Origin of the sequence: Synechococcus sp. A15-28, assembly GCF_014280175.1 — a bacterium.
In the GTDB taxonomy this organism is placed as follows: Bacteria; Cyanobacteriota; Cyanobacteriia; order PCC-6307; family Cyanobiaceae; genus Parasynechococcus.
Genome location: NZ_CP047931.1, coordinates 1,783,789 through 1,803,680, shown reverse-complemented (window position 1 = coordinate 1,803,680; position 19,892 = coordinate 1,783,789). Strand labels below are relative to the sequence as shown.

Below are 19,892 nucleotides of genomic sequence, written 5' to 3'. Positions count from 1 at the left end.
CTGAGACGACTAGTCGTAAATACCAATCCGTTAAGGACTGATAATCAGCCCAGGGAGTTGATAACGTAGTCGAGCAGCTGGTTGTAAGCGGTCAGTGCTTGAGCACTCATGTCGCGAGGAGCGCAACCGCGGGAACGCAGGTGGGAGAAACCAGCAACGTAGGTTCCAGCGTCGATGCTGAGTGCTTTGTACACTTCCTTCTGACCGTTGATGGCTAGCTCATCCAGGGGGCCGGTGCCGCCGGTGACCAGGCAGTAGTTGATCAGGCGCAGGTAGTGAACGAAGTCACGCTTGCACTTCTCTTTGCCTTCGGTGGCGCACTTGCGGGGCTGACGGCCGGTAGCTCCGTTGGGGTACTGGTTGTACACAGCATCGACAGCTTCCTGAGCAACTTGGTCGTAGTTACCGGCCAGTTTCTCAGCAGCTTCCAGACGAGCAGCAGCACGCTGGATGGAGCCCTGGACGGACTCCATGTCGGAGGCAGAGGGGAAGCGGGAAGCGCTGTCGGCTGCGCCGACGACGGTGGTGATGACGGACTTCATGATGAAAAAGGGGGGTGTTCAGATGTGCAGAAATTCAATCTCTGGCTCAGCTGATAGCGCTGATCACCATGTCGAAATAGCTGGCAGCTTCGCCGGCGATGTTGGAGCAATCTCCAGTGGTCACAGGCATCTTTTTGGGCTGGCTGTTGGTGTTGGTGATCAGGGCACCAGCAGCGGCCTTCATGATGGCCACGGCACGGGAGGCGGAACCTGTAGGAACACCCAGTGCAGCGTAGGTTTCACGCAGTCCGTTCAGGCAGCGGTCCTGGAGAACAGAAGCATCACCAGCCAGCAGGGCGTAGGAGACGTAACGCAGAACGATCTCACCATCGCGCAGGCAAGCAGCCATCTTGCGGTTGGTGTAAACGCCACCGTTGGGGGCGGTCAGACCGGTGTTCTCGCAGCAGATGCCTGCAACGGCGTCAGAAACGATGCAGCTAGCGTTGGAAGTGATGGCGTTAACAGCGTCGAGGCGCTTGTTGCCATCGGCAATGAAGGACTTCAGAGAGGCCAGTTCGCCGCCGCCGATGAAAGAGCCGCTGGAATCGGCTGAGACAGCTGCCCTGGAGAATGCGTCGAGCATGGGTTGGGGAATACGTTGTTTGGGGAGATGCATTCCGCATCAAGATGGACAGTAACCCTGCTTTTCTTGCCTAACTCCCAGACAAGCGTGTCAGGACACACAAGTTGACAAAAGAAAAATCGGTAACACCACGACATCATTTGGCCTGGTTGTTACTGAGGAAGACACTAATCATGACAACTGTTTAAGTACCTGCCTGCAGGTCCACTTCAGTGGTAGCCAGTTAGCTGAGACTGAAAGCTCCTCTAGGAGGGGCTTCTGATCAGTCAGTCTCAATCTCAGGCAACCCCAGGCTGCTGCAATCCTCGATTTTGTGTACTGAGGGATCGTTTCGGCCAGAGCTAGGCAGATCAAGTCACTCCTTTCGGACAAGCCTTGAAGGCTGATGACTGACGTTAAGTAATAGTGAGTAACATAGTCGCTCCATAATTTTTGTTTAATTTCATTAATTAATTCCATTCTGCTTCGTTTGTCCATATTCATTAGGCTCAAAGCCCCACCGTATTGACGTGCTTCGTCTCGGTGTTGAAGATTGTTTTCGATTTCAATTGCGTCAACAGGGCAGACCCACTCTTGTCTGAGCTTTAAATGTTGTGGGTTGTCTTGCAAAAGTTGCGTTATTAATTCTGAATATTCATCAGGAACGTGACATGTTTTGTTGGGATCGACGAGCTGGAAAGCGCTTCTTGCCCGTAATGACATGGACACAGGTGCCGCAACCAGTGCCTCCAATCTTGTGACATCACCAGCATCGCCAAGGTCAATGACGGCGGATCGGCGTCGACCAGCGATGGGATCGATCAGCTGGGGAACCAGATCATCTAGACCGGAGGTCTCTTTGTGCACTCTTGCTAAATATGCTTTAGCTGCACCGCAGACGAGCGGATTCTGATCGTTCGCGAGTGGGCGTATTGCCTCTTCTGCCTTATTGATTTCCAGCCTGCAAAAGGCCTGGATGACTGCTCGCTTTTGGATATCTTCCCCATCGAGTGCCTTGATCAAGCTTCCCTGATTGCTTTCTGTTAGTGGTGCACCAATTTTTGTGATGGCGTCAACAGCGTTAATGACTGCAGCCTCATCTGTGCAAGACAGTGAGCGAAACAGAGTAGGTAATGCCCTAGTGCTTTTTCTGCGGCCTAGAGCATCAATGGCTTTTCGTCGTGTGATTCGGTCAAACAGATGTTCCGGACTTAATTCTGCTGCCTTAATGAGAACATCAAGGGATTCCTCAGTGTCGCTAGCTCCCAACCTCGTCGCAGCCATATATTTGTCGACAGGTCGATCCAATGTCTCTGGGTCGGCCAGAATCACAGACATGGCACGATCTTCTGTTAATCCTTCAACCAAGTTGTCGAAACGCTCTGCCATAATTTTATTTGGTCGGATGAATTGATGAGATTGATGAAGGCAGTCTTCGATTTCCTGAATAATTTTAGAGCGTATGCGTCAGGATTATTTGTTTATGCGCATGGAAATATTCACTTGTAAGATTCAAAAAATTTTTCAAAATTTACTCCATATCCATGTTCCGACGGCTCAGGTTGCCGTTGCTGTAATAAAATGAAAAGACTTGTTTTTGGTACTATTCGATCGGTTCGTCGCAACACGATGCCTGTGTCCCCTGAGCGTGAGCAAGCGCTCTCTGAATTCGTCGCTGCCGTTCAAGCACGGGAGGAAGTCCAATCCGAGTTAAACGAGATCACAACTCTCGATCAGCTGAAAACAATCGTCGATTCAATTGAACCAGCATTAACTGGTGCTGCATTGATACCCTACGAACAGGCAACAAGTCCACCAAAGATCACCGTTGATTCTGGTGTCCTAGACAAGAATATTCCATGGCGACTTCTGCGTTGTCCTGGGGGGCCATTGGTGCTTCAAATGATTTGTACAAGGGTCAACTTTGCTTTGTGGATTGAGAGTTGTTGAGAATGAATACTCTTCCGATTAACGAATTTATCCAGGCGGTTGTGTATGACCATTCAATCGCCACTGGTTTGAAGGCTTGTAAGACTGACCAGGATATTGTTGATTATGCAGCTTCCAAGGGATTTATTTTTTCACCAAGTGAATGGCAGCTACATCTTTCTTTGGATCGTAAGACTTTGAGTGATTCAGAATTGGCAAAGATTCTTGTCGTACCTGTTGAGCATTGGTCCTGGGCATTTCGGAAGGTTGCCTTATGGCGTGCCATGCTGATGGATGGAGTTTGATCTACAATGAGATTACCTCTATTGAGCAGTCTCTGGTATGACGGATTCCTCCTCTAACGTAAAGCAAGATTTATCTTTGGAATCATTCATTACAATGGTTCGTCAGGATCCTGATCTCAAAGCTGAAATTAAGGCAGCTCTCAATCAAGATGATGTGATCGCAATCGCTGCATCTAAGGGATATGAATTTGATTCCTTGACTATATTAAGAAGGTGGAGCAAGCACACTGACTTTACTCAGGATACCTGGATGGGATGGTTTGATGAATGAGCCTCAATTATCAAGAAGATATCTCAGAGTACCTTGTTGTTTTGCTTCCCTTTTTGGCCCAGTAGGTCACTAAAGCCTCGCCGCCGGGTCGTGGAACACTTGCAGTTGCTTGCAGGATCTTGAATGATCGTCTAGGCCCCATTGGCCAGTTTCCAACGGCTTTTACAGTTCTAATTCTCCCTCCCATGGCTCTAATGCAAGTCTCGAACTTGTCTAATTGAGTTTGATCAACAGTTTCAAAAATAAAATCACTTCCAACACAGATTAAATGTTGTGAACGTATCCACGTTTTCATTTGTTTATCATAATCAACCATTGTTCAGGTTTTAAGCTCGAGCCACTCGTTAGTGATTTCCTTTGAAAAACTTGTGATTTTTTTGAATCGCAGCATGCCGTGCTCTGATCCCCAGACTTGCGCATTGTTCTCTGGGTCAAATCCACGATCCCGACTAATCCAGGAGGTTTGATTGACTTCAACTTCACTGACGAGATAAGTCAATTTTCCGTCCCTTGGAATTAGACAACTTTTCCCGGGTTCAACATTGCCAACGTAGTGTCCAGGAGATATGGATCGGAAATGCATGGCACAGCCGCAGCGCCTCTTCAATGATTCTGAATGCAGATCGTCCAAAAGTTCGGGATTACATCCAGCGCCAGCAAGTCGGCGAGGATTATCAAAGGCAAAATTCTCCATTACAAACAAGTTCTGATCTAGTACTAGCCGATGTATCCCTTGCCGGTAGGGATCCCACGGAGCATAGTCATAGCATTGCTCAGAATAAAAACCTGGTCCTCTAAAGATGCGCCATGGTAATGGTCGAAAAAAAATTTTGATTCGTGCGAAATCCTTTGGATTTTCTTGTGCCTGATTAATGTTATCGAACGTGCCTGCAAGAGTCTTGGCAAAGTCTGCAATCGCTGAATAATTTCTCATGTATATATCTAGGCCTTGACTCGTCTGACTTCAGAGGCAAATGAAGTTTGCAGAACTCCTGAGCCTGCAGATGTCTTCAACACAGATGATCTGCACCGAACATTGTCTGAAACAAACCAGATTCTTTCCTCTGCTATTGATTGTTCATAGTGAGTTGTAAGTAAGAATGTGCCATCATCTAAGAACTGGTATGTCGACTCTGCTAATTCTGATTCGGCATACCCCACACTTCTGATCAAGATGCCAGAATAATCATTTTTTTTCAGTGGGATGATCAGGCACGAGCCTGATGAAACTTGAGATGGATCTTCGGGCTCCCAGTCACTTTCAGCTGACCATTCCATCCTGAATGGCGCGACTATGTCGGAGCTATGTCCTTGATGAGAAGTTGCGGTTGAGAGTAAATCTTGAACAGCAGAATCGTCTTTCTCGATGGATTCAATGCTTACTTCGCTAAGAACGTCTTCAAATTGTTGAAAAGCGAGAGAATGGCCAGATCTCATGGACCGCCATTGACCCACACTTTGAGCAACAAATTGCTCAATCGTCATACTTTTTAATATTGTGCTCATCCAGCGGCTGGCGATTGCTATGCATCATGTTAACCATTGAATCGATCATCATCGACATGGCCATTGGTGCAGAAGCTGCTGATTGCTGAAAAGCTGTGTTCTGAGTCGGTTGTTCTCTTGAAAATGGGCGAAGAATTGGCATTGGGAAAAACCGTTTCCGATTTGAATCTGGTGAATGTGTTCTTGAGGGTCACCTTTGTATGACCACTCGGCAATCATGACTGATTTGCCTGTCTGGATTGTGGAAAAAGCGCTAAGGATTAAGCCTTCGCAATAGAAAGGATCTTTCCGCCTTGGGACAGGATCGAGCGAATCGTTGCCGACATGGATGTCTGATTGACCACCGATTTCTGTACAGCGCGCCGATTGGCTCCAACCTGGCGGCGTGACGTCCAATTGATCGTTAAGGAGTTGGCGTTTCCGACACTCTTGCGATCAACCACGTCTGGTGAGTTGCCTGAGCACAGGCTTTGCAGCAACTTGGACTGGCGCTCAGCACTGTCGTATCCGGCGTAACCTGCATCAACAACTCTTGATCGGGTGTAGTTCAGGGTTCGTCCTCCAACCATGCTTTCTGAGGCGCGGTTGTATGGGATCTGATCGACTCCGAAGGCTGAAAGATATTCTTCGCTGTAGACATAGCTTGCTATCTCGGCTTCAAATCCTTCGTCTTGCAGCAGTCTCACGTGATTCATTAGCTCGACCTGATCATGAGGAGGTCGGCCAAGAAGGTGCTTGAAATTAAGTTCAACAAACTGATAGGGACTATTGGTCTCAAAGAACAGTTTTTTGTAGGTGTCAGACTGCGCGAGGGCCATGACAAAACCCTGGACGGTGAGATCACCATTCATGAATAGTGCCTCGATGGAGCTATTGACATCAAGCTCCATCAGGTGTCGGTTTCCGAAGACCTGGCGATACGTTTGTTGAACGACCACAGCAGCATGACTGGTATCAACGTTGGGTTGTGAAGCAAGAGTTGTGGGCTCAGTCATGATGCTGGAATGGGTTTGAAATCTATAAGGGCCGCTTCAGGCGGCGGCCCCCTATGGCAGGACTAGATCTGCTCTTACATCACCTCAGTGATGGAGACAATTTTGCCTCCACGTGCATGGATGTACTTCATTTGGCTGGACATGTCCTTGCCGGAGACGAGATAAGTGTTTCCTGCGGTGCGCTGACGTGACCGAGCTGCCTGGGTTGCTACGACAATCCGGAAGCGCTTCTTCGTGGGATCAGGAGCGCCTGACTGTGTCCCAGTTCGGTTAATTCGGGTGGTCGTAGCACTCCATCCACTGGGAACCATTCCCGTGGCAACGGAGGAGACAAGAGATGAGCTGCTCAGGACCGTGTCACTAGCTGCGAAGCCTTCTGCCAGGCTGAGATGTCGATTGAAGGCAACCTGGGAGCGGCCGTTTTCGGTAAGGATCCTGGCGTATGGAATGGTGTCTTCACCAAAGATGCTCTGATACTCCACGCTGTCGACGTAGCTGCAGATTTCAGCTTCATAACCACCTTCGGCGAGGATCTTGGTGTGTTCGCTGATCTCCGCTTGAGACTGTGGGGCTCTACCGAGGAAATGTTTGAAGTTCAGCTCGATGAATCGATAAGGAGCGTTGGTTTCGAAGAATCGCCGCTTGTATTCAGCTGAAAGGCCGACAGCCCGCACAAATTCACGGGTGCTCAAATAACCATCAATGAACTTGCTTTCTGCCGACAGAGCGCGTTCAAACTCCATCAGGTGGGGGTTACCCATGACCTGTTTGTATGCAGAGCGAATCAGGGCATTGAGCTGATCCGGGCTGTCTCCTGGGCAACGCTGAAATGTTTCCTGCTCACGCTGACCAAGACCGAAGGTGACGTATGCGTCGCCGCGAAGCGGAGCGGAGTCATTACCACTGGTGATGCCAGGAGCTTTGCTGCTGAAACGACCAGAAGTGAAGCTTGCGGAGGGACGCACGCCCACGACCTGACTCGGGACGCTGATCCGAGGAGCGATGCCGGAGGCCAGGCTTCTGGTTAGCGCTGGGCTTCCTCCACGGGCACTATCACTGCCGGCGAAACTCTTCTCGAGAGCTGCCAGCATCGGGAATGCAGCAGTCGAGAGGTCTGCAGGAGAACTCCAAGAGCGGGCATAAGGCACAACATCGCTTCCAAATACCTCGAGGTATTCAGCTGAATCGACGATGCTGTCGATGAGGGCTCCCTGCCCCTGCTCTGCCTGCAGGGTGATCATGGCAGAAATCTCAGCCTGAGTTTCCGGAGCGCGCCCTAGAAGATGTTTGACATTCAGTTCAACACCCCGCTGTGGAGCAACGCTGTTGAAGAACCGGCTCTTGTAGAAGCTTGACTTTGCCAGACCTCTAATGAAATCACGCACGGTCAGACGGCCGTCCCTGAGCTGAGCCTCAAGTTCTGTGCACCGCTCAAAATTCATGACATGAGCGTTCCCGAAGACCTGTCGGTACGACGCTGAAATGACTGTCTCTAGAGCACCATTGTCCTCCGGGCTATAGCATTCGCTTGTGACACGGTGAGGGCAGTCGGCGTGACTACGGGGCCCCACCCCGATCGCCATTTGATCGCAGGATTGCTTCTTGAACTCCCCAATAGTCAGGGCCGGCTTCTGACCAGCTTGGCCTTTGCGCTGGAAGCTGACTGGATCTCCCCACTTCGTGGTTGCTCCAAAGCCGAGTGATGTTTGATTGCTGGCCATTGTTCAGGTGAGATTTTGAAGTGGTCTGGTGTACGTGATTTCAGTGAGGGGAGCTTCAAGTCACCGGTGTGATGCTGGCGATCTTTCCTCCTTCGCGGTGGATGCGTTTGAACTGCTCCGAGAGCTTGTCGAACGGCACGTAGAAGACCCGGTTGCTGCGGGTGTACCGGGAGATCCGACGAACGTTGTTGGCGCTGTAGGCGGTGACCTCCACGCGATACGTGAGGCCTTGCTCGCCTGCGCCGACCCCCAGGCGAGTTGGTGCATCCTGCAGATTTGGGGAAGGACGGAAGCTCCATCCCAAGGCCTCGGTTGAAGACGGTGGGACCACGGGGATGGCTCGGTTCTGGTACGCAGAACCACCGAGCTTGCTGCTGATGCCAGCGAGGTCTCCTTTCAGACTGCTGCTGCTATTGCCTCGCAACAGTTGAAAGCTCCAGGTGAATTCCTGCATGGTTCCACAGCTTTCGGTTTTCCAACCCCGTTGAAAGGGCACCGTCCATTCCCCGAAAGCGTTTTGATACTCATCAGAGTCCACGAAGCTGTCGATGTCGGCGTCGTACCCACTGTTGTCAAGCCGCTCAGAATGACCACGCATTTCCTCAAAGTCGGCGGGCGCGCGACCCAGTAGGTGGCGGAAGGCCAACTCGATATAGCGGTAACGTGCGCAGCTTTCAAAGAAGCGGCTGCGATACAGGTCGCTCTTGCCTATTCGGCGAACCAGGTCACGGACGCTGATCTCTCCAAGCTTGAACTGAGATTCAGCGACAACCTGACGCTCGCTGTCCATGACATAAGCATTGCCAAGAACCTGCTTGTACACCGCCCGAATGATCTGCTCTTTTCGGGCATCGTCATCGCCAGGGATCAGCTCGAATGGTGCCTCACTCTCTTCCGAGAAGCGTTCGACCCCTAGAAGTGAGGCAGGTCCAAAGGGCATGGATGCTCTGACGTTTCGCCATGCAATGCTCCGTCAGAAGCGTTCTGACAGAACGTGTTCTTTATAAACCTCAATCAAGTGTGTTCATGTGTTGCGTGGAGTGACCCTTTTGCCAAATTCCCTCGCCCCCAAGCAGTTGTGGGTTAAGGCTTTGAGGCTGTATGTGGGCAGGCCGGGGCTAATCGGCTCTAGCAGCCCGTAATGATTCAAGGCTGTTCCGCGTTGTGGAGCGTGTTAAGGGGTTCCAGCAATCGAGTTCTTCAACTGATCGGGACAACAGAGCATCGATCTGAGCGCCCAGCCCTGTGCAGAGGGAAAAATCGGCGCCTCTTATCGACTCGACTGTTTCTAGAACAGCTCCTTCCAAGTCAGCGCCGCGAAGATCAGCCATGTCGAGTTCGCAGGTGCCGAATCGTGTCCCGCGGCACATTGCTCCCCGCATGGTGGACGACCGGAGATCTGAACCGGCCAGTGAAACTCCATCAAGTATCGCTCCGCTTAAGTCAGCTCCACTCAGATAGCTGCCAAGCAGCATGCTTCCCCGCAGATCCATGCCTCGCAGGTCGGAGCTGTTGAGATAGACACCGTTGAGCTTGGCGCCGGGCCCCACAGCTCCACTGTTGCTCAAGTCGAAACCAACAGGTACGACGGTTTGGTTGTCGTAGCGAGCTAGGCGGAGATCAGCGCCATCAAGTTGGCAATGACTGAGATCTGTGCCTCGTAAATTGCAGCGACAAAGCTTTGCTCCGCGTAAATCGAGCTCGCCCAGCTCGATCCCGTGCCAATCAGCACCTCTTGCATCAACGGGTACTAGAGGTGAACCGTTTGGTGAGAGCTTTTCCGGTGCCGTCCACTCACGCAGGTTGAGGGGTGCAGATCCGGTGGTGGACATGTCAACTTTTCGCCATTGCCAAAGCGATCGTAAGGACCACCCGACCCAGTTCAAATCCTCCTACCAGGGCAAGTCCAAGCCATATCCTTAGCGCGAAGGCCGGAGGCTGGCCGTTGACCCAGACCGCGGAGGTCTCCAGCTGTTGCATCTGAGCGGCTTGATCGCTTGGGGCCCGATCCTGCAGTGCATCCCGCCAATCGGCCCCGTAGCGCGGGAACTGTTGGTAGATCGGCGTTTCACCGAGGGCCCGTCCGGGGAGCCGCCTCGATCGTTGCTGCGGCACGAGGTCATAGCCGAAGCTGTCCATGTACTCGCTGCTGTCCAGCAGGGCATCAACGAATGCTGTGAAACCCTTCTCCCCGACCACAATAGACCAGGCTCGCCGTTCGGCATCGCTATGGACGGGTCGACCGAGAACACGGCCCACGACCTGATCCACCATCCGATAGTTCGAGTTGCACTGGTAGTACCCCTGCTGGAACCTCTTGGAGAGCAGAAGGCCGCGGATGAAATCGCGAACAGTGATGTTGCTGCTGCGCAGTTGGGATTCCAGGAATGGTTCGCGATCGCTTCGCATGGCATGGAAAAACACCTGCAGGTAGGCCTGCTCGATCAGGCGGTCCATCTCGGCCCGAGTGCTTTCATCTCCGGCGGCAGACGTTCCGTAGAGCGGGCTCTGGACGGTGCTGTTGTCACCGGCCAGGTTGCTGACGCGACTGTTCTGTGCACTGAGCGGATATCCGAGGGGCGGAAGGGCCATGCGCGTGCCGTGAGTGGAAATGCCTAGAGGCTGATCCTCTCGTGGCCCGAAGGAGTCTTTTTTTTCTCTTATCAGCTCTTAACTGCAGTTTTATTGAGCTGCTCGATCAGGTGTTGGAAGCAGGCGTTGATGAGCTCCTGATCTGCTCCTCGCTCAAACTCCTGCGCTGCAAGCACTTTGAGCTGCATGAGGGCGATATTCAGGCCCTCCGTTGGCACGCCCATCAGCTGATACAACTCACGAAGGGCTGCCATGCCAGTGGGGTTTGTGAAGTTGCTTCGCTGGCAGGCCACGGCATAAACGATCACGCGCAGAAAGTGCCAGCAGTCCCGCCAGCAGGCATCGGCCCGTTCGCCGGGGAACAGGGCTCCGCCGGGCTGCACGAGCTGTGGTTGTTGCTCCAGCAGGTGGCATCTGGCCTGGTTCACCAGGTCATCCGCATGGTTTTGGAGCCTTCGGGGCAGTGACGCATCCTGTCCAGAGGCTGCGCAGAGGCTCAGCAGTTCCTCCTGGCTGAGTTGGCGACGCTCCTGATCTGCTGCCCCAATGATCTGGCGCGCTTCTTCATGCAAAGAGTGGTCGCCGCTGAGGCCTTGCACTTGAGCGCTGCGAATCAGCTCTGCCAAGTCAGGGATGTCAGCCATCAAGGCTGGATGGCGGCGACAGGGGTGGCAATGAGCCAGCCATGACGTTCCAGATAAAAGGCCCACACCAGGTCGTCACCAAGCCCCGGGCAACGATCGACAGCGGCCTTGGTCAGAGGCTCAGGGATGCCAAGTTGTTGCAACAACAGAGCTGCTGCGGTGGGGCTGTTGGCGCTGGCTCTGCGAATGGCTGAACCCACCACCCAGGTGAGTCGGGTGTCCTTCAGTTCACCGCCGCTTTCTTCGCAGGCGAGCAACAGTTGGGTGCTTTGGGTTGCGTTCTGCTGCTCCAGCGTCTCTTGCCAGAGCTCGATGTTCTCGTCGCGCAGGTTGATGCGGAAACATCCTTCGCCGATGGGCAGATCCAGTTCACCACTAGCCCCGGCCTGATCCTGTAACACTTCGATTCTCGGATCAGCAAGCGCGCTCATCGAGAACAGGCCTCATCGCATCAACGTAACCAGTGTTCCTTAAAACAATCACCGCAGCCTGGTTGGCGGGTGATTCGACATGCACGGGTGAAGGGATCTGCTGTCTGTGATCAGCCTGGGTGCACGGGGGGATGGGGGGCGTCCTTGGACGCTGCTTTCCGTTTCATCAGTCCTGTGAAGGTGGCCAGCCCAAACATCGCGAGCAGAGCCAAGCCCAGGGTGAGGCTGGCGCCCTGGGCCACACCCGCGCCTACGGCCACGAGGATCGAATCACTGATCAACACGCTGATTAGCAGCGCTGGCGCGAACACCCGCCAATGGGTGCGGCTGATGCCGATGGCATAGCTGAGGAAATCAAACAGACCGGTCATCAGCAGGCCCGTCATCAAAAAGAAGTTGCCCTCCAGCTGGTTCTTGCTGAAGCCATCGATGCGTTTCATCGCGCTGGCCCCCACCAGACGGCTCACCGGACCACGACCCCAGCGACGGGCGATGAAAAATGCCGTGCTGCAGAACACCAGATCCGAGAGGGTGATCGTGAGGTATCCGGTTTGGAAGCCCAGCAGGGAACCTGCCAGCAGCGAATAGATCGAGCTCGGCAGGGCCGGAAGAATGATGCTCACGCCCCGCAGTAGAAACAGGCCGAGCGGCGCCCAGAACCCCATCCCTTTCACGGCGTCCTGAAGCGGTGCAATGCCGTAGCGCTGCAGCAGCACGACGACAACGATGAATGCCGCCACCCAGGCGCTGATCTTCAGCACCTTGCTCAGCCTGGACATCAACACCCGCGTTCTTGGGTCAGGAATTTAAGCCAGCTTCCTGCGATCAGTCGCCTGTCAGGCAGCCCGTGGACAGCCGCTTCAGCATCGATACCATCAGCGAAATTTCTCAACACGAGGCCAGCCCGGTGACCACCTCCTCCCCGCGCACCGCGTTCGAGCGGCAGTTGTGCACCCATCTGCTGAACCTCAGTGAAGTGGCCGAGACACTGGCTGATCGTGTGATGGCCCTGGAGGCGAGGCTGGCTGAAGTGGAGAAGAGCCAGATCGCCGATGACGATCAAGACGCCATCAGTGATGACGCTGGCGAGTTGCTGTCAGCCAGTGAGGAGAAGGTGCGCCTGCTCCGAGATCGTCTGGCTCCGGCGCAGGTGGTTGCTCTCCACGCTGAGGACACATCCCCATCGGAACCTCAAGGTGATCTCGACGAGGCGATCGAAGACGAGCGGGTGGAAGACGAAGCGGTCAGTGACGACGCTGAGGGTGACACCGAGTACGTCGATGACCCGCAGATCGACTTGCTCTCCGCTTGATCGCTTCAGCTCAGCTCCAGTAGGCGGATCCGGAAGGCAGCAACCTGTCTGGCCATCTCGGGCGAGCTGATCAGAAAGGGATGATCTGCCATGGCCGCGAACACGGCTTCCAGGTGGTCGACGTGACTCACATCACCGTTGCCCCTTGATCGCAACTGCTTCCAGGTGCGATCAAACACCATCGCAAAGCTGTCGGCGTTATCGAACACCCGATCCGTGCCTGCATCAGGTGAGATGAATGACACGACAGATTTAGCATCAAAAGATGCCAGGACCCAGATTTGAACTGGGGACACGGCGATTTTCAGTCGCCTGCTCTACCAACTGAGCTATCCCGGCACGTCGCCTACGCGACACGAACACTTTAAATCACCGCCGGAGGCGACGGATGGGGGTGCGCCCCAAACAGATCAAGCCGCAGACCTGATGACCGGCATCCAGCAGGGCTTGTCTCGCTGCCAGGGCTGTGCCCCCTGTGGTAAGAATGTCATCCACCAGCCAGACCTCCATGGCTTGTAGATGGGCGCTGACCTTGAAGGCACCGCTGAGGTTCGACAACCTCTGCTGACGGTTCAGGTGATGTTGGCCGGCGCTGGCCCGGGTGCGCTCCAGCAGATCGGTTCGGACCTGGCCCAGGGTTGTGGCAATCAAGCCCGGCAGGGGGTTAGCCCGCCGGCGTTTCCAGCTGGGGATAGGAACGAGCACGGCTGGATACGGCATCGGCAGGGTTGCTCGCAGGCAACCGATCAGGGCCGACAACTGACGATCGTCAGGACGGCGTTTAAGTCGCAGCAGCAGGGTGCGGAAAGCACCGTCGTAATACGAGAGGCCATGCCATGGCAGCGGTGCCGATCCGTAAAGACCACCTTTTTTGAGCTGAAACCGGTCATGGCATGGCGGGCAGATCGGGTCTGCCTCAGTGTCCGGACAGAGGGGGAATCGGCAGAGCCGGCAGGTGGGCTGAATCAGCAGCTGTCGGCCCAGCTTCAGCAGTTGGTGGTACAACGATCAAGCAAGGCTGCTGGAAGGATTCCCCTCAGGCGTCCTGTTTGGGCATGGCACGAAGCATCGCCACAAGGGTGCGATGGGCGTCCTCGCTGTCGGTGAGGGTGTGATCGAAGGGAATGCGCAGTGGCTGTCCGTCCACCTTCAGCTCCATGTCTGTTGCTGAGACAGCCACCATTTCGGCGGCCGATGCTGCATCCACTCCGCCGTAGTGGTGGGCGTAGGCCAAAACGGCCTCAGCGTGATCCTCATTCATGTGTTTGCAGATCCGAGCGCTGACGGCAGGAGTCAAAGGATCAGAAGGCATTTTGCTGCTAAGGAGGAAATTGCTGGAGTTAGCTCAAGCGTTGCCACAGCAGTGAGCCGAAGCGAACAGCACTAAAGCCGACGTAGCAAGACAACACTACAAACAAAAAAATAGAAAGAATTTCTTGGAGTTTTTTAGTCATAACTGATTTGACTTCGAAAACGTAGGACTTGCGTGTCGCAAGTCCTACGTTTGGTCAGCCTGGATTTTGGTGGTTTATGTTGATTAGTTCCAGGATTTTGCTGTTTTGGATTGGTACATTCTGAGGAATGCCGCAGAGGTGGGATCGCTTGTTGCTTTGGAATAAGAGAAGCCACTGACTTCATATTTGTTGCCAGCCTCGCTCAGGCTACGTGCATTGCTGAACTCAACAACCAGTTGGCTCCGTCGCTCAACAATAGTGTCTGAGCTTGCATTGCCAGGAGTGACGCGAGCAAGGTTGGCAAAAGTTGAACAATAGGCGCGTGCTTCTGATGTCCATGCACGCAGGTATGGAACTGTGTCTGTTCCGAAAACCTCTAGGTATTCCCCAGATCGTGTGATCTGATCGATGAACGCATTAAAGCCTTTGGATGCGATAAGGCTTATGGCAGCACTTACTTCTACTTGATTGATCGGCGGCCGACCGAGAAGGTGCTTGTAGTTCAGCTCGATGCCGCGGATTGGCGAAACTTTCGAAAAGTAGTTTTCCCTGTAGAGATCACTCTTTGCAAGTCCCGCCACGAAATCTCTGACGCTTATCTCGCCATTCTTTAGTTGCGATTCAAGTTCGATGCATTTCTGACTGATCGTTGGTCCAAGATTCCCGAGTACCTGCCGATATGCCGCTTCGATTGCCACCTCAAGAGCTTCGTTCCCTGTTGCAGCATATTGATCATTAACACTGCTAAAAGGACATTCGCTGTGAACTCTGGGGCCGATTCCAATCCCCATCGCTGAGCAAAGATTCTCTTTGTACTCGTTTTGTGAGGATGCAGCCAGGCCTTTGCGCGATATCAAACCCCCCTGGGTTTGTTCGGCTCGGTAGCGATTGATTGCAGTGTTCTGTTTGGGTTTGGAGGCGTTGTTGGCGGAGAATGAAATCCGGCCAAGATTCGTGAAGTCGCGGGTCGGCTTGATGGCGATCATTTCTGATTTGTATTGAGATTGATATCGGAGAGGATAAAGCTATGAACTGAGAAACCAGTTCAATTCAGCCAGCTTGCAACAAAATGTTTGCCTTTATGGACTGAGAATTGCATTTGATAACTCGGTAATGAATGTATGGCGAAAATCTTATGACTTGTTCATCTTGTACTCGGTCTGCCGCTGCCGACTCAGGGCCAGCAGGGCAACACCTGCGGCCGGTGGTTGGTTGCAACTCACCACGGGAAGGCCAAGCCGCCGCTGCCGGATCTTGCGCCACTGGGGGTTTCGGGCACCACCGCCGAGGCTGATCACCCGTTGCGGTGGATCCGCCCCGAGTTCCGTCAGTCGCTCCCAACCCTTGGCCTCAATCTCCGCCAGACCTTCCAGCAGCCCATGCAGAAACAGGGCATCACTCACAGGCCGTGGCTCCAGCACCGGCTCGAGGTTGGGATCGTCCACGGGAAATCGCTCGCCATGGGCCGGAAGGGGCTGGTAACTCAGGCCGCTGTCTTGGTCTGGGTCGATCTGGCGGCTGAGTTCCGCCAGCTCAGCATCGGTGAAATAACGCCGCAGCACGCCGGCCCCAGCGTTGGAAGCCCCGCCACACAACCATCGCTGCCCGATCCGATGCCGCGTGATGCCGGCTCCTTGGATCGGTACTGGCGTGAATCGCTTCATCACCAGAGTGGTGCCCAGCACGGTGATCCCGTCGTTGTCGCCGGGGTTCGCGGCCAACACCGCCGCGTTGGAATCGGTTGTACCGGCCACCACGAGCAGATCCTCCGGCACGCCAAGATTCCTGGCCTGATCGATTGCGATGCGTCCCAGCACGGAACCGCTTGGCTTCACCTCAGGCAAGGCCGAACTCCAGGACTGATCAGCGATGCAGCCCTGCCAGGTGGCTTGCTCAAGGTCCCATCCAAGCTTGAGGTTGTTGCCCTCTTCGCCCCATTGCCAGTTCTGCAGGAACCAACCGCTGATCCAGTCGGCTTGATGTCGCAGGCGATCAATGTGGCCATGGTGGTTCAGCAACTGCAGGGCTCGCGCCAAGCTGCCGCTGCTGCTGGATGCCGCGCAGCCATCTGGCACCAGCCGTTTGAGTGCACTGTTCTGCTCGGGGAACGCTGTGGCGTAGCTCAGTGCAGGCCCCATGGGGGTGCCATCCTCCCGACAAGCCAGAAGCGTGCCCGAGGTGCCATCGACCGCAACAGCGGCCAGTTGACCTCTGATCTGAGCGGGCAAATGGGTGATCAAGTCGCGGCACGCCTCAGCCCAGTCCAAGGGGGCTGTTAATCCCGTGGCGTACTCAGCGGACGACGAATGAATCAGCGTGCCCTGCTGATTCAGCACCGCAATGCGAACACCGCTGGTGCCCAGGTCGATGCCGAGCGCCAGCGATGTTTCAACGTTCACGTCAAACCGTGGCGCCCTGCTTGATGCGCTTGGCTTCTGCCTTCACCAGCTCTTCGCTCTTGGCGGCCACATCCTCCCAGGGGGCTTTGAGGTCGTTGCGACCGAAGTGGCCGTAGGCGGCTGTGTCTTGGTAGAAGCGACCACCGCGCTGCTGGGGCAGGTTGCGCAGTCCGAAGGTTTCGATGATGGCGCCGGGGCGCAGGTCGAAATGCTCCTGCACCAGTTCGGTGAGCTCGGCATTCGACACCTTCCCAGTCCCGAAGGATTCCACCAGGATCGAGACGGGTTTGGCCACGCCGATCGCATAACTCAGCTGCACCTCCGCCCGTTCGGCGAGTCCGGTTGCAACAAGGCACTTGGCCACGTAGCGCGCTGCGTAGGCGGCGGAGCGATCCACTTTGGTGGGGTCTTTCCCGGAGAAGGCACCACCACCGTGGCGGGCATAGCCGCCGTAGGTGTCCACGATGATCTTGCGGCCCGTGAGACCCGCATCGCCCTGGGGACCACCCACCACAAACTTGCCGGTGGGGTTCACCAGATATTTGGTCGCTTCGCGGGAAGGCTTGAGTTCGAGGTCGGCCGTCGCCGGCTCCACCACGTGGGTCCAGAGGTCTTCGGTGATGCGTTCCCGGATGCCCTGCTCATCGCTGATTCCATTCACTTCAGCGGTGTGCTGGGTGGAGATCAGGATCGTGTCAATGGCAACGGGCTTGTCGTTTTCATAGACAACACTCACCTGGGTCTTGCCATCAGGAAGCAGGTAATCCAGGGAGCCGTTGTGGCGCACCTCGGCCAGCCGACGCGCCAATCTGTGAGCCAGACTGATGGGCAGGGGCATCAGTTCGGGCGTCTCGTTGCAGGCGTAGCCGAACATGATTCCCTGGTCACCGGCACCCACCAGGTCCAGAGGGTCGCCAGCGTGGTCATCGGCCTCATTGACCCCCTGGGCGATGTCAGGAGATTGCTGGTCGAGAGCGACCAACACCGCGCAGCTGTTGGCATCGAAGCCACCGGCCCGGGCGCCGCTGTAACCGATTTCCTTGATGACGTTGCGCACCAGGTGGATGAAGTCCACCTGGGCTTTGGAGGTCACCTCACCGGTGATCATGCATAAGCCTGTATTCACCACGGTTTCACAGGCCACGCGGCTGGCGGGATCCTGGGCCAGCAAGGCATCGAGCACCGCATCACTGACCTGGTCGCAGATCTTGTCGGGATGTCCTTCCGTAACCGACTCTGAGGTGAAGACGTAACGGCTCATACAGAAGAGATCGATGGCCAGACTCTACGGGGTGGTGATCAGTCCAATCTCATCCCAATCCGTCAGTCGGTGGGTGGCGGAGGGGAGTTCCGGTTGCTTTGCCCAGCCTCCGAGGTAGCCGATCACACAACCGATCCCAGCCGTTCGAGCCATCGATAAATCGGTCTCGGCATCACCGATCAGGGCACAACGCTCGGGCGTGAGATTCAGCCTCTGGCAGAGCTGGTGCACAGCCGCGGGGTCTGGCTTGCGGGGCTGATCGTCGGCACTCCAGCAATCGCTGAATCGATCGGACAAGCCGTGATGGTTGAGAAACGACTGAATGCCCGAGCGCGTGTCATTGCTGATGACAGCCAGCTGAATGCCAGCGTCGTGCAACCGTTGCAGCAAACGGTCGGCATGGGGAAGCAGAGGACTGGGGGAAGGACTGGTGCTGTGTCTCTGATCCACCAGTTCGAAACACCGTTCGCTCAGCTCCAGGGCTTGGGGCCAGCCGCACCCCAGCAGGCAAAACACGGTGGCCATCGAAATCATGTTGTCCTGCCGGGCTGCCACGGCCAGGGTGCCGGCGGGATGCAGCCCCCCGTTCTCCAGTCCGAAGGCGCGGCTGAGCAGAGGACGCAGGTCGGGATTTGGGGATTGCCCGGTTGCGCTCCAGAGATCCAGAGCTGTTCTGATCCGAGCTTCAGCCAGCTCCTGCAGATGGGGCTCGCTGTGGGAAAGGGTGCCGTCCTTGTCGAACAGCACCCCGTCGTAATTGCCGATGGGAGCACCCCTCAGCATCAATGTCGCCATGGCGAATCAGATCATCATTGAGCTGATCGGATCCTCGCCCTCCTCGGCCTGCTCCAGGAGCATCTGCTTGTAACGGGCGGCCATTTCCTCGGCCTTGTCGAACACCTTCTGCGGATCGGTGAGCATGTCGCCGGGTTCCGGTTCCAGAGCCTTGGTGGAGAGGGAGATCCGGCCGCGCTCGGCGTCGAGATCGATGATCATCACCTTCATCTGATCATTCACGTTGAGCACCGAGTGCGGGGTCTCGATGTGTTCGTGGCTGATCTCCGAGATGTGCAGCAGGCCGCTGACGCCGCCGATATCGATGAAGGCGCCGTAGGGCTTGATGCCGCGGACGGTGCCCACCACCACTTCGCCCACCTCGAGGCGATTCATCTTGCGCTCCACGAGAGCCCGGCGATGGCTCAGCACCAGACGGTTGCGCTCTTCGTCCACCTCAAGGAACTTGAGTGGCAGGAAGTCAGCCACCAGCTCTTCCTTCGGTTTGCGGGTGCTGATGTGGGAGCCGGGGATGAAGCCTCTCAGGCCTTCCACCCGAACCAGGGCACCACCGCGGTTGGTGGCAAACACCTCGGAGTAGATGGTGGCGTCCTCCTTCTGCAGCTGGCGCACCCGTTCCCAGGCGCGCTGGTATTCGATGCGGCGCACCGAAAGAGCGAGCTGTCCGTCCTCGTTTTCTTCACTCATGATGAAGAATTCGCGGATCTCGCCGGGCTGGAGCACATCGCTCAAACCTTCCACCCGGTTGATCGACACCTCTTGCACAGGCATGAAGGCAGCCGTCTTGGCGCCGATATCGATCATCGCGCCCTTGGATTCCAGGGCGAAAACGGTGCCGTTGACGATGTCGCCAGGCTTGAAGTTGTAGTCGTACTTGCTGAGCAGCGCTGCGAATTCATCGATGGTGAATCCGGCGTCATCGAGATTTCGACTGCTGGCTCGGCTGCCCGGATCATCAGCGGTGGGAACCTCCTCGGGGATGCCGAGATCCTCAGCAGCCTCAAAGGCTTCATCAACGCTGGCGACAGCTGCGGTGGCGTCCTGGCTGACCTCTTCGGTCGCTGCGGTTTGAACGTCCTGAAGCTGCTCTTCAGTGGGAGTCGCGGACATGGGGGTTTGGCGGTCTACCTCATGCGGGTAGTACGAGTGGATCGCATGAACCGCCCGCCGACG

General features: G+C 55.3%; 27 protein-coding genes and 1 tRNA gene. 4 read left to right on the top strand and 24 right to left on the bottom strand.

The window, feature by feature from the left end:
- Positions 1-44 precede the first annotated feature (44 nt).
- The 3 genes from cpeA to SynA1528_RS10360 form a co-directional block, all read right to left on the bottom strand.
- Positions 45-542 carry a C-phycoerythrin subunit alpha gene (gene cpeA / locus SynA1528_RS10370; protein ID WP_011128867.1) on the bottom strand — a complete coding sequence of 166 codons (498 nt, stop codon included), beginning with the start codon at positions 540-542 and terminating at the stop codon, positions 45-47.
- A gap of 46 nt (positions 543-588) precedes the next feature.
- Positions 589-1,125 carry a phycoerythrin subunit beta gene (gene cpeB, locus SynA1528_RS10365; RefSeq protein WP_011128866.1) on the bottom strand — a complete coding sequence of 179 codons (537 nt, stop codon included), beginning with the start codon at positions 1,123-1,125 and terminating at the stop codon, positions 589-591.
- Positions 1,126-1,296: 171 nt separating this feature from the next.
- Positions 1,297-2,493 (bottom strand): HEAT repeat domain-containing protein, encoded by a 1,197-nt coding sequence (locus tag SynA1528_RS10360; RefSeq protein WP_186586677.1) that lies wholly within the window; start codon positions 2,491-2,493, stop codon positions 1,297-1,299.
- A gap of 240 nt (positions 2,494-2,733) precedes the next feature.
- Between SynA1528_RS10360 and SynA1528_RS10355 the strand changes: the two genes are divergently transcribed.
- From SynA1528_RS10355 to SynA1528_RS10345, 3 genes are read left to right on the top strand one after another with little or no spacing between them, the layout of a single operon-like run.
- Positions 2,734-3,054 (top strand): hypothetical protein, encoded by a 321-nt coding sequence (locus SynA1528_RS10355; protein ID WP_186482128.1) that lies wholly within the window; start codon positions 2,734-2,736, stop codon positions 3,052-3,054.
- 2 nt (positions 3,055-3,056) lie between these two features.
- On the top strand, positions 3,057-3,338 hold the full coding sequence (locus tag SynA1528_RS10350; RefSeq protein WP_286187814.1) for a Nif11-like leader peptide family natural product precursor: 282 nt from the start codon (positions 3,057-3,059) through the stop codon (positions 3,336-3,338).
- A 37-nt stretch (positions 3,339-3,375) separates the two neighbouring features.
- A complete protein-coding gene (locus SynA1528_RS10345) occupies positions 3,376-3,609 on the top strand; it encodes a Nif11-like leader peptide family natural product precursor (protein ID WP_186497615.1) in 234 nt (77 codons plus the stop codon).
- Positions 3,610-3,619: 10 nt separating this feature from the next.
- On the opposite strand, the gene SynA1528_RS10340 is transcribed toward SynA1528_RS10345, so the two are convergent.
- The 12 genes from SynA1528_RS10340 to SynA1528_RS10285 all read right to left on the bottom strand — a co-directional run bounded on the left by SynA1528_RS10340 (position 3,620) and on the right by SynA1528_RS10285 (position 12,277).
- A complete protein-coding gene (locus SynA1528_RS10340) occupies positions 3,620-3,925 on the bottom strand; it encodes a CpeR family transcriptional regulator (protein ID WP_186482125.1) in 306 nt (101 codons plus the stop codon).
- Positions 3,926-3,928: 3 nt separating this feature from the next.
- Complete coding sequence (locus SynA1528_RS10335) at positions 3,929-4,543, bottom strand: chromophore lyase CpcT/CpeT (RefSeq protein ID WP_186497606.1); 615 nt, start codon at positions 4,541-4,543, stop codon at positions 3,929-3,931.
- Positions 4,544-4,551: 8 nt separating this feature from the next.
- A complete protein-coding gene (locus tag SynA1528_RS10330) occupies positions 4,552-5,094 on the bottom strand; it encodes a phycobiliprotein lyase (protein ID WP_186586675.1) in 543 nt (180 codons plus the stop codon).
- Positions 5,084-5,257, bottom strand: a complete 174-nt coding sequence (locus SynA1528_RS10325; RefSeq protein ID WP_186586674.1) for a hypothetical protein — start codon at positions 5,255-5,257, stop codon at positions 5,084-5,086. Before SynA1528_RS10325 ends, SynA1528_RS10330 begins: the two co-directional genes overlap by 11 nt.
- 118 nt (positions 5,258-5,375) lie before the next feature.
- Positions 5,376-6,110 carry a phycobilisome rod-core linker polypeptide gene (locus SynA1528_RS10320; RefSeq protein ID WP_186586673.1) on the bottom strand — a complete coding sequence of 245 codons (735 nt, stop codon included), beginning with the start codon at positions 6,108-6,110 and terminating at the stop codon, positions 5,376-5,378.
- Between the two features lie 74 nt (positions 6,111-6,184).
- Positions 6,185-7,831 carry a phycobilisome rod-core linker polypeptide gene (locus SynA1528_RS10315; protein ID WP_186586672.1) on the bottom strand — a complete coding sequence of 549 codons (1,647 nt, stop codon included), beginning with the start codon at positions 7,829-7,831 and terminating at the stop codon, positions 6,185-6,187.
- A 55-nt stretch (positions 7,832-7,886) separates the two neighbouring features.
- Positions 7,887-8,771: a phycobilisome linker polypeptide gene (locus SynA1528_RS10310; RefSeq protein WP_186586671.1), complete on the bottom strand. Its 885-nt coding sequence runs from the start codon at positions 8,769-8,771 to the stop codon at positions 7,887-7,889.
- A gap of 178 nt (positions 8,772-8,949) precedes the next feature.
- Entirely contained in the window at positions 8,950-9,663 is a 714-nt protein-coding gene (locus SynA1528_RS10305; RefSeq protein ID WP_186586670.1) for a pentapeptide repeat-containing protein, read from the bottom strand.
- 1 nt (position 9,664) lies between these two features.
- Positions 9,665-10,423: a phycobilisome rod-core linker polypeptide gene (locus SynA1528_RS10300; protein ID WP_186586669.1), complete on the bottom strand. Its 759-nt coding sequence runs from the start codon at positions 10,421-10,423 to the stop codon at positions 9,665-9,667.
- A 71-nt stretch (positions 10,424-10,494) separates the two neighbouring features.
- Entirely contained in the window at positions 10,495-11,049 is a 555-nt protein-coding gene (locus SynA1528_RS10295) for a bilin-binding protein (RefSeq protein ID WP_286187813.1), read from the bottom strand.
- 17 nt (positions 11,050-11,066) lie between these two features.
- Complete coding sequence (locus SynA1528_RS10290) at positions 11,067-11,498, bottom strand: hypothetical protein (RefSeq protein ID WP_186497587.1); 432 nt, start codon at positions 11,496-11,498, stop codon at positions 11,067-11,069.
- 110 nt (positions 11,499-11,608) lie between these two features.
- On the bottom strand, positions 11,609-12,277 hold the full coding sequence (locus SynA1528_RS10285; protein ID WP_186497585.1) for a TVP38/TMEM64 family protein: 669 nt from the start codon (positions 12,275-12,277) through the stop codon (positions 11,609-11,611).
- A gap of 128 nt (positions 12,278-12,405) precedes the next feature.
- On the opposite strand from SynA1528_RS10285, the gene SynA1528_RS10280 reads away from it, so the two are divergent.
- Complete coding sequence (locus tag SynA1528_RS10280; RefSeq protein WP_186586667.1) at positions 12,406-12,810, top strand: hypothetical protein; 405 nt, start codon at positions 12,406-12,408, stop codon at positions 12,808-12,810.
- A gap of 5 nt (positions 12,811-12,815) precedes the next feature.
- Here the strand turns inward: SynA1528_RS10280 and SynA1528_RS10275 are convergent, their stop codons facing one another.
- The 9 genes from SynA1528_RS10275 to SynA1528_RS10235 form a co-directional block, all read right to left on the bottom strand.
- Positions 12,816-13,055 carry a hypothetical protein gene (locus tag SynA1528_RS10275; RefSeq protein ID WP_186497581.1) on the bottom strand — a complete coding sequence of 80 codons (240 nt, stop codon included), beginning with the start codon at positions 13,053-13,055 and terminating at the stop codon, positions 12,816-12,818.
- 21 nt (positions 13,056-13,076) lie between these two features.
- A tRNA-Phe gene (locus SynA1528_RS10270) sits at positions 13,077-13,149 on the bottom strand.
- Between the two features lie 30 nt (positions 13,150-13,179).
- Positions 13,180-13,815, bottom strand: coding sequence for a ComF family protein (locus SynA1528_RS10265; RefSeq protein ID WP_186586666.1), 636 nt, complete (start codon positions 13,813-13,815; stop codon positions 13,180-13,182).
- 31 nt (positions 13,816-13,846) lie between these two features.
- On the bottom strand, positions 13,847-14,122 hold the full coding sequence (locus SynA1528_RS10260; RefSeq protein ID WP_011128848.1) for a DUF2470 domain-containing protein: 276 nt from the start codon (positions 14,120-14,122) through the stop codon (positions 13,847-13,849).
- 225 nt (positions 14,123-14,347) lie between these two features.
- On the bottom strand, positions 14,348-15,250 hold the full coding sequence (locus SynA1528_RS10255) for a phycobilisome rod-core linker polypeptide (RefSeq protein WP_186586665.1): 903 nt from the start codon (positions 15,248-15,250) through the stop codon (positions 14,348-14,350).
- Between the two features lie 147 nt (positions 15,251-15,397).
- Complete coding sequence (locus SynA1528_RS10250; RefSeq protein WP_186586664.1) at positions 15,398-16,663, bottom strand: FGGY-family carbohydrate kinase; 1,266 nt, start codon at positions 16,661-16,663, stop codon at positions 15,398-15,400.
- 1 nt (position 16,664) lies between these two features.
- Positions 16,665-17,924 carry a methionine adenosyltransferase gene (gene metK / locus SynA1528_RS10245; RefSeq protein ID WP_186586663.1) on the bottom strand — a complete coding sequence of 420 codons (1,260 nt, stop codon included), beginning with the start codon at positions 17,922-17,924 and terminating at the stop codon, positions 16,665-16,667.
- Between the two features lie 24 nt (positions 17,925-17,948).
- Positions 17,949-18,719 (bottom strand): HAD family hydrolase, encoded by a 771-nt coding sequence (locus SynA1528_RS10240; protein WP_186586662.1) that lies wholly within the window; start codon positions 18,717-18,719, stop codon positions 17,949-17,951.
- Between the two features lie 6 nt (positions 18,720-18,725).
- Positions 18,726-19,829, bottom strand: coding sequence for a 30S ribosomal protein S1 (locus tag SynA1528_RS10235; protein ID WP_186586661.1), 1,104 nt, complete (start codon positions 19,827-19,829; stop codon positions 18,726-18,728).
- Positions 19,830-19,892 lie beyond the last annotated feature (63 nt).

What these genes read in the sequence shown, in the direction of transcription:
- cpeA (WP_011128867.1), bottom strand. Translation starts at nt 542, where the DNA reads ATGAAGTCCGTCATCACCACCGTCGTCGGCGCAGCCGACAGCGCTTCC.
- cpeB (WP_011128866.1), bottom strand. Translation starts at nt 1,125, where the DNA reads ATGCTCGACGCATTCTCCAGGGCAGCTGTCTCAGCCGATTCCAGCGGC.
- SynA1528_RS10360 (WP_186586677.1), bottom strand. Translation starts at nt 2,493, where the DNA reads ATGGCAGAGCGTTTCGACAACTTGGTTGAAGGATTAACAGAAGATCGT.
- SynA1528_RS10355 (WP_186482128.1), top strand. Translation starts at nt 2,734, where the DNA reads ATGCCTGTGTCCCCTGAGCGTGAGCAAGCGCTCTCTGAATTCGTCGCT.
- SynA1528_RS10350 (WP_286187814.1), top strand. Translation starts at nt 3,057, where the DNA reads ATGAATACTCTTCCGATTAACGAATTTATCCAGGCGGTTGTGTATGAC.
- SynA1528_RS10345 (WP_186497615.1), top strand. Translation starts at nt 3,376, where the DNA reads ATGACGGATTCCTCCTCTAACGTAAAGCAAGATTTATCTTTGGAATCA.
- SynA1528_RS10340 (WP_186482125.1), bottom strand. Translation starts at nt 3,925, where the DNA reads ATGGTTGATTATGATAAACAAATGAAAACGTGGATACGTTCACAACAT.
- SynA1528_RS10335 (WP_186497606.1), bottom strand. Translation starts at nt 4,543, where the DNA reads ATGAGAAATTATTCAGCGATTGCAGACTTTGCCAAGACTCTTGCAGGC.
- SynA1528_RS10330 (WP_186586675.1), bottom strand. Translation starts at nt 5,094, where the DNA reads ATGACGATTGAGCAATTTGTTGCTCAAAGTGTGGGTCAATGGCGGTCC.
- SynA1528_RS10325 (WP_186586674.1), bottom strand. Translation starts at nt 5,257, where the DNA reads ATGCCAATTCTTCGCCCATTTTCAAGAGAACAACCGACTCAGAACACA.
- SynA1528_RS10320 (WP_186586673.1), bottom strand. Translation starts at nt 6,110, where the DNA reads ATGACTGAGCCCACAACTCTTGCTTCACAACCCAACGTTGATACCAGT.
- SynA1528_RS10315 (WP_186586672.1), bottom strand. Translation starts at nt 7,831, where the DNA reads ATGGCCAGCAATCAAACATCACTCGGCTTTGGAGCAACCACGAAGTGG.
- SynA1528_RS10310 (WP_186586671.1), bottom strand. Translation starts at nt 8,771, where the DNA reads ATGCCCTTTGGACCTGCCTCACTTCTAGGGGTCGAACGCTTCTCGGAA.
- SynA1528_RS10305 (WP_186586670.1), bottom strand. Translation starts at nt 9,663, where the DNA reads ATGTCCACCACCGGATCTGCACCCCTCAACCTGCGTGAGTGGACGGCA.
- SynA1528_RS10300 (WP_186586669.1), bottom strand. Translation starts at nt 10,423, where the DNA reads ATGGCCCTTCCGCCCCTCGGATATCCGCTCAGTGCACAGAACAGTCGC.
- SynA1528_RS10290 (WP_186497587.1), bottom strand. Translation starts at nt 11,498, where the DNA reads ATGAGCGCGCTTGCTGATCCGAGAATCGAAGTGTTACAGGATCAGGCC.
- SynA1528_RS10285 (WP_186497585.1), bottom strand. Translation starts at nt 12,277, where the DNA reads ATGTCCAGGCTGAGCAAGGTGCTGAAGATCAGCGCCTGGGTGGCGGCA.
- SynA1528_RS10260 (WP_011128848.1), bottom strand. Translation starts at nt 14,122, where the DNA reads ATGCCTTCTGATCCTTTGACTCCTGCCGTCAGCGCTCGGATCTGCAAA.
- SynA1528_RS10255 (WP_186586665.1), bottom strand. Translation starts at nt 15,250, where the DNA reads ATGATCGCCATCAAGCCGACCCGCGACTTCACGAATCTTGGCCGGATT.
- metK (WP_186586663.1), bottom strand. Translation starts at nt 17,924, where the DNA reads ATGAGCCGTTACGTCTTCACCTCAGAGTCGGTTACGGAAGGACATCCC.
- SynA1528_RS10240 (WP_186586662.1), bottom strand. Translation starts at nt 18,719, where the DNA reads ATGGCGACATTGATGCTGAGGGGTGCTCCCATCGGCAATTACGACGGG.
- SynA1528_RS10235 (WP_186586661.1), bottom strand. Translation starts at nt 19,829, where the DNA reads ATGTCCGCGACTCCCACTGAAGAGCAGCTTCAGGACGTTCAAACCGCA.